At 59.5% G+C, this 6,561-nt stretch carries 9 protein-coding genes; 4 read left to right on the top strand and 5 right to left on the bottom strand.

The window, feature by feature from the left end; genetic code table 11:
* Nucleotides 1–5: 5 nt before the first annotated feature.
* Nucleotides 6–356 carry a RidA family protein gene (locus tag J7I92_RS23590; protein WP_214844412.1) on the bottom strand — a complete coding sequence of 117 codons (351 nt, stop codon included), beginning with the start codon at nucleotides 354–356 and terminating at the stop codon, nucleotides 6–8.
* Nucleotides 357–480: 124 nt separating this feature from the next.
* Nucleotides 481–912 (bottom strand): VOC family protein, encoded by a 432-nt coding sequence (locus J7I92_RS23585; protein WP_214844410.1) that lies wholly within the window; start codon nucleotides 910–912, stop codon nucleotides 481–483.
* 44 nt (nucleotides 913–956) lie between these two features.
* Here J7I92_RS23585 and J7I92_RS23580 point away from each other — a divergent pair, with 44 nt between their 5' ends.
* Nucleotides 957–1,301 (top strand): MerR family transcriptional regulator, encoded by a 345-nt coding sequence (locus J7I92_RS23580; protein WP_214844409.1) that lies wholly within the window; start codon nucleotides 957–959, stop codon nucleotides 1,299–1,301.
* Between the two features lie 54 nt (nucleotides 1,302–1,355).
* Here J7I92_RS23580 and J7I92_RS23575 read toward each other — a convergent pair whose 3' ends face one another.
* Nucleotides 1,356–2,168: an NAD(P)H-binding protein gene (locus J7I92_RS23575; protein WP_214844408.1), complete on the bottom strand. Its 813-nt coding sequence runs from the start codon at nucleotides 2,166–2,168 to the stop codon at nucleotides 1,356–1,358.
* Between the two features lie 79 nt (nucleotides 2,169–2,247).
* Between J7I92_RS23575 and J7I92_RS23570 the strand changes: the two genes are divergently transcribed.
* Nucleotides 2,248–2,661: a helix-turn-helix domain-containing protein gene (locus J7I92_RS23570; protein ID WP_214844407.1), complete on the top strand. Its 414-nt coding sequence runs from the start codon at nucleotides 2,248–2,250 to the stop codon at nucleotides 2,659–2,661.
* 130 nt (nucleotides 2,662–2,791) lie between these two features.
* Here the strand turns inward: J7I92_RS23570 and J7I92_RS23565 are convergent, their stop codons facing one another.
* Entirely contained in the window at nucleotides 2,792–3,844 is a 1,053-nt protein-coding gene (locus J7I92_RS23565; protein ID WP_251040387.1) for an SDR family oxidoreductase, read from the bottom strand.
* A gap of 88 nt (nucleotides 3,845–3,932) precedes the next feature.
* On the opposite strand from J7I92_RS23565, the gene J7I92_RS23560 reads away from it, so the two are divergent.
* Nucleotides 3,933–4,247, top strand: a complete 315-nt coding sequence (locus J7I92_RS23560) for a helix-turn-helix transcriptional regulator (protein WP_214844406.1) — start codon at nucleotides 3,933–3,935, stop codon at nucleotides 4,245–4,247.
* A gap of 145 nt (nucleotides 4,248–4,392) precedes the next feature.
* Here the strand turns inward: J7I92_RS23560 and J7I92_RS24470 are convergent, their stop codons facing one another.
* Nucleotides 4,393–4,701 (bottom strand): GNAT family N-acetyltransferase, encoded by a 309-nt coding sequence (locus tag J7I92_RS24470; RefSeq protein WP_311380478.1) that lies wholly within the window; start codon nucleotides 4,699–4,701, stop codon nucleotides 4,393–4,395.
* A 266-nt stretch (nucleotides 4,702–4,967) separates the two neighbouring features.
* On the opposite strand from J7I92_RS24470, the gene J7I92_RS23550 reads away from it, so the two are divergent.
* Nucleotides 4,968–5,717, top strand: a complete 750-nt coding sequence (locus J7I92_RS23550) for a phosphotransferase (RefSeq protein ID WP_214844405.1) — start codon at nucleotides 4,968–4,970, stop codon at nucleotides 5,715–5,717.
* Nucleotides 5,718–6,561: the final 844 nt, after the last annotated feature.

Here is a 6,561-nt window from a genome sequence, read left to right as displayed (position 1 = left end):
CTAATTCAGCAGGCTCCTAGCGGAAGGGCTGCCACCTGAACCGTGGTTCTGACGGGATACGGTTCTGGCAGTCGCCTCGAATACACGCCGTTGATGGCTTCGAAGTCTTGGTAGTCAATCAGATAGATAGTGGTACGTGGCAGGTCGTTGAATGTCAGTCCCTGTTCGTCGAGCAGGATCTGGAGATTGGTGAGCATTACGTCGCACTGCTGGGAGGCATCGTTTGAGACGAGTTCTCCGGTGTCAGGGCGCTGGCCGATGATGCCGGCGGTGTATCCGATGTTCCCGTGCTCGACATAGTGGGAAAACGGGGCCGTGGACTGATGGAGCTGAGGACTGAAGTGATGGCGGGGCATGGTTCCTTTGGGGCGACCTTGGTCTTATTGAGGGATCTTGGGGCTAGAACAGGCGGCGTTGGCTTTGCCTGGGCATTATTCCGCCAGCACACCCTGCGTTAAAGGCTTTGAGATTGACCGGATGCTACGGGCCTGGATTTTGTTCCAACCCCTGGAACAGTGTGACCTGCAACCCTGCAGGGGCGCTCAGCCGGGAGTTTACTGACTTCCAGGGGGTTTCTCGAGGCTCTGCTAGGAGCGTGGCACCGGCGGCCACTAATTCCGTCGTAGCAGTGGCGGAATCGTCTACCTCGAAGGCGACGCGGATTTTTGCGCTTGGTCTCCCGTCAGCTTCGACTTTGTCGATCATCCGGACCTGGGCCGGATTGGAGAGTTCGAGCGTGGCGCGGCCCGCTTCGAGGATGGTGACGCGGGCGTCGCCGTCGCCTTCGAACGCGGCCTGCTCGGTGAGGCCAAGCACATCGCGGTAGAAGGTGACTGCAGCCTCATAATCTTCAACTTCGACGATGAGGCGCAGCTGCCGAACAGGAGGTTTGGTTCCGTTCTCTGTAGTCATGCTCGTACCCTAAGACCTGACACCAATGTGAGAGGCAAGGCGTAATGCGCATCGGAGAACTTTCAGCCGCGACAGGGGTTAGCGTCCGCTCACTGCGGTACTACGAAGAGCAAGGCCTGCTGAGCGCGGACCGCACAGGATCAGGGCAACGAGTCTACGGTACCGCCGCGCCCGCCCGCGTTGTCCTAATCCAGGAGCTTTTCGCTGCCGGAATATGCAGCGCGACGATGGTCGATTTGCTGCCGTGCATGACCGATCCCGGTGCGAGGACGCCAATGCTGCGGAACCGAATGCTCGAGGAACGAGCCAGAATCACTGACACAATCGCGAACCTTACGGCCACACAGAACGCCCTCGATCGGATTATCACTGAGATAAAAATCGACTGACCAAAGTAAATTTTCTGAACGATCCTCCACCGGGCATTCGGTCGTTTGGTCTTTTCAGGGAGCGGAGGGTCCAGAGGTAGCAGTAGCGGAGGCCGCGACTGTAATGGCGTCTTTGGGTCGGCGTCGGAGGAGTGATTCAAGGTCCCCGGAGGTATTTCCAAGGAATCCGTGTCGCACGCTGGTGTAGATGGACATGAGCATTGCGGGCTGGAACGGCTTCAGTTCAGCGACTAGCAGCTCGTCGCGGCGTTTATCGAGGGGCGTGTCGTTTAGGTTTGTGTTGAGGGCCGCGGCCACTTCAGCTGCGGTGATGGGAGACCCTACGAGGTCGTAGGTCTGGCCGGCATGGTTCTCGGGTGTGGTGGAGACGATCGCGGCTACGGCGGCGAGGTCTTCCCTGGCCACGGCCGCGAGGGCTCCGTTTCCGAATGCTGAGTGAAGGCGGCCGTCTGACCAGGTGAGCATGGAGCCGAAAAGTTCGGCGTAGAGGCCATTGCGCAGTATTGTCCAGCTAATCCCGCTTTCCTGCAGGTGGTTTTCCGTCCACCGGTGGGCCAGTGCAAATGCGAGGTGATCCCCTGATGATGTCAGGCTCGTATAGACGATATGAGTGACGCCATCACGTTGCGCTGCGGTGATAGCAGCTTGGTGGCGGGCGATGACTACGTCATCCTCTGCTTCCCCTGCGGAGACGAGTACCAGTGTTTCCACACCAGTGAAGTCCACCGTCGAGGGCCGGTCAAAGTCGATGACTCGCATGCCGGCCTGCAGAGAACGGCTGCTTCCTTCCGCTTTGACTCCCTGGGTGGTCAGTGCGGTGAGGATGGCGGAGCCAAGGGCGCCTGTGCTGCCGGTAACGAGGATCATGGTGGGGCCTTTCGTGGTTCTCTTCAGTAACTAGACTGAGCCTGTCAAAGCCGAAGAAGTGCCACAAGGAGGCAGTTTCGTGTCACTCACGAACATCGGAGTAACCGCAGCGTTGAAGCCCTGCGGAAAGCAGGACCACCCAGACTGCGGGATCCGGGACGTCCTGACCCGGGTGGGAGACAAATGGTCAGTCTTGGTCGTTGTCGAGTTGGCCTCCGGGGACAGGCGGTTTCGGGAACTCCAACGAGCGGTCCAAGGCATTTCCCAGCGCATGCTGACCCTGACCCTCCGCAGGCTGGAACGGGACGGCCTGGTCACCCGCACAGTGTTTCCCACCGTTCCCGCTCAGGTCTCGTACGCGCTCACCACATCCGGGGTGAGCCTCACCCATCTGGTCAAGGCACTGGCCGACTGGTCACTGGAACAAAGGGCCGCAATCGCCGAATCCCGCGTGCTGTATGACGCAGCGAACCCTGACCATGAAATTCACTAAACGCGTCGCCCTGGGCACCAGGCGCGGATTTGGTCACTTTGTGGTGACCTTCTAAGGTCACTCGAGGCCGCACCAGCGTCCGTAAGCCGATCCTTCTCCGAACGGTTGATGAGGGATTTAGGCTCGGGCGTTAGGGGATGATGCGTTGGTTGCGAAGGTTCTGGAAGATGCTCATGAACATGTCTTCGGTGTTGATGTAGTCGTGGAAGCCGGCGCGGCGGGCTTTGGAGCTGTCGGACAGGACGTCGTAGTCCCAGGCGAACACGAAGTCCCCGAAGGCCCATGAGGATACGTCACCGTAGGGAATGGGCTCGAGATGGCGTTTGTGCACCATCGTGTCCCAGAGGTCCGTCTTGTCGTCCATGATCGTGGCCAGGGACATGGGCAGAGGCGGGGCGGTGTCGAGGTCGAAGAACGCGGCGATCTTGGGCCACATGCTCTCCCACCGGAACAGATCCCCGTTAGTGATGTTGTAAGCCTGGTTCGCGCAGGCCGGGTCCGTGGCAGCCCATACGGTGGCTTTGGCGAGCAGGCCAGCGTCAGTCATTTCGATGAGGCTGGTGTAGGCGCCGGGCTTGCCCGGGAATCGCAGTGGGATCCCGAGTTCCTTACTGATGGATGCGTAGACCGCGATGACCATCGCGAGATTCATGGGATTACCGAGCCCGATCCCGCACACCACCGATGGGCGCAGCGCCGACCACGTCCAGGCCTTACCAGCCTGCCGGGCTTCGAGGAACTGCTGCTGGTCGACGTTGAACTCCGGCGGCATGTGCGCCGGAGCGTCCTCCTTGGCCGGCGTCGCGAAGGGACCAAGATGCGCCCCATACACCTTGTACCCCTGCATGAGCGACACATGCTCCAAACCCGGAGCTACGGCTTCGATGACCTCGACCGTGTTAGCGAGCATCGCGAGGTTCGGGGCAACCAACTCAGCCCACGACGGGCGATCCTGGTACGCCGCGTAGAACACATGCGTCACCGCAGTCAGCCCTGACAGTTTTTCCTCGGTATCCGTGCGGTCGAGCAGGTCGACCGCGATATGCCGAACACGACCTGCGTCCACTCCCCCGCGGCGGGACAGCCCGATGATGTCCCAGTCCCCCAACCCCGCCAAATGCTGAACGAGGTTCCCTCCGATGACGCCACGCGCCCCAACCACCAAAGCAGTCTTCGTATCCAAGTTTTACTCCGTATCGTTATATCGTTGATTGCCGATCTAAGCAGTATCACAGTATCGGCAAATCGTGAAGTACCGATATGCTGGTGGGATGAGCGAGTTGAACGAGGACGACCTGGTGCAGGTGTTCAAAGCGTTGGGGCATCCCACGCGTCTGAGCATCATGAGCTGGTTGAAGGATCCCGGGTCATTCCCCCCACAGGAACAGCCCGCCGAGGAAATCGGAGTGTGCCTAAAGCACATTCAGGCGCGGGCCGGTGTGTCCCAGTCGACCGCCTCGCAGTTTATGGCCATTTTGCAGCGCGCCGGACTGGTCACCAGTCGGCGGATCGGGCCGTGGACGCATTACCAGCGCAACGATGAACGCATCAGGCAGCTGGGAAGTACAGTCGCCAACACCATTTAAGGGTCATTAAGCCGCTGAGGGACCAAAGGCGCCGCGGTCTAACTGTGCCCAACGCACGCTGGAGGATCCTCCAGCGGACACACTCGGACGTGTTTACAGCTGCATGCTGAGCACTGTTCGGACGGGGATGTTCCCGCCTCGATCATCAGCGACGCGGTGCATTCCGATTTTTCTCAGCTACCCGCTCAGAAGCCCGGTTATCCGGATGGATGATAGCTATCAGTTCGGTGGCTTCAATATGTTCTCGGGCGTAGTCGTGACAAGCAGTGGCTGCTTCTGTCGCGAACCCTTGGCCGTGTAGGTCGGAGCGCACGTGGTACCCGACCTCAAGCTTCTGTACTCCGTTCACCTGCTGCCAGGTCAGCCCGCAGTCGCCTATGAACTCTCCGTCATGCGTCTCGACAATCCACAGGCCATACCCGTGCTCCGCGTAGTTCTCCTGATTCCAACAAATCCAGCTCGCTGCTTCCTCCTGGGACTTTGGGCGCAGGGTAGAAGCGCATCACCTCGGGATCTCCGAGCAACGCGGTCATGTTGTCGAGGTCGGCATCAGTCATCTCACGGAACTGCAATCGATCAGTCGGTTGTGGCGTTAGCATCCAGTGACTCTATTTCGAGTGCATGGCTAAAGCCCGCAAGCGGATCCCTTAGCAGGAAGCATATTGGCTCCGCCCGGGAGTTGGCTTGGCCAGCTTGTTGGCACGCAGTAGCGTTCTTCGGGTGAATGAGGACGCTGAAGAACTTGCAGGCGGAAACGCCTCAGAGAGTGTCCTTCGTGTTGGCGATACGGTCCGCAAACCGTGGCTGGAAAACTCCGCCACTGTCCAGAAGTACCTGAAAGCCCTCCAAGTAGCTGGCCTCGACGTTCCCAAACCCTTGGGCAAAGATCACGCTGGGCGGCATGTCACCGAGTACGTCGAGGGTGTCTCTGCGCTTGACCAGTTGCCACTAGGACAGCATGACCTCCTGCGGGTCGGCCGTTTGATTCGTCAGATTCACGATGCCAGCGAAGGATTTGAACTCCCGGATACGACCGGATGGAACGTTTTGCTTCCTGCCGAGAATCCGAACCTGATGTGCCACAACGACCTCGCTCCGTGGAACCTCGTTATGGGAGAACGGTGGGTGTTCATCGATTGGGACGCGGCGGGCCCGAGTACGCGCCTCTGGGACCTTGCATATGCAGCGCAGTCCTTTGGAGGTCTCTTTGAAGGCCAACCGGTTCCGGAGGCAGCTGCGAGACTGCGCGCTGTTATCGACGGTTATGGGGCGGACGAGCTGCTACGAAAAGCTTTGCCCGAGACCCTGGGAAAGAGGACGGCGGCCATGCACGAGCTGTTGAAGTCCTCACATGAGACCGGATTCCAGCCTTGGTCCGGCATGTACGTCAACGGACACGGCGCGCACTGGCACGCTGCGGCAGAATATGTCCTACGCAATCAAGACGCCTGGAAACGGGCCCTGACCTAGATTCCTGCTGGCGTGCAGGGGCCCGATAAAGGATCGCTATTTGAGACTATTCCCTCCGCCTCGTCCAAGGCTCTTGGTCTGCGACGCTTAGAAGAATATGGCCTAGTCCGTAGGTGTTTGTGGGGAGCGCTGCCGGAAATCTGTTTACTCGCTTTTGAAGTTGAGCGTGTCAGTTCCGCTCTTCCAGGTGAGAGTCCCGTTGCTAAAGGTTTGTTCAATAGGCCGCTTCAGGAATTCCAGCACCCACTGCTGCTGGTCGCCCCCATCCTCGGTGCACCCACTCGCGCCGATTGCTATGTTCCTGACGGTGAGCGTGGTACCGGTGATTGTCGCTGGCCCACTCATGGGTGCGCATCTGGTTGTCACGGACAGCAGAAGTTCTCCGTTTACGGCGGCCAGCTGCGCGTTAACACCCCCGGAGGCTACCCAAGGGAGGGCTTCGTTGTTCGCGGTGCCCGATATGCCCGTGTATTTCGTGCATGGGGCCGACGATAGGAACGCCGCACACGTTTCTTGGGGCTGGGAAGTGGTGGTGGAACCAGGAGCTGATCTGGTGGACGTAGGGGATTCGACGGAGACGGGGGCGGCGGTTCCCGGCCCGCCCGTTTTCGTATCACCGCAAGATGTCAGCAGCATGCCAACAAATAGGAGAGGAACTGCATACTGCCATAACCGCGGCTGGCTCCGTTGCATTACTGTTCCCCCAATGTCCGCTACGGCGTAAGGCAACGCTCGTGCCTTCAGCATTCCACCCGTCCATGCCTTTGCGAAGGTTGTAAGACGGGCGAGGCACAGCTAAATAAACGGTGGGGTGCCCGGTGGAGGATCGGCGGATTCAGGCGGT

Source organism: Arthrobacter sp. ISL-72 (genome assembly GCF_018613755.1).
Classification (GTDB): domain Bacteria; phylum Actinomycetota; class Actinomycetes; order Actinomycetales; family Micrococcaceae; genus Arthrobacter.
Note: the sequence above shows the minus strand (reverse complement) of the source record. Positions and strands in the feature narration are given on the sequence as shown.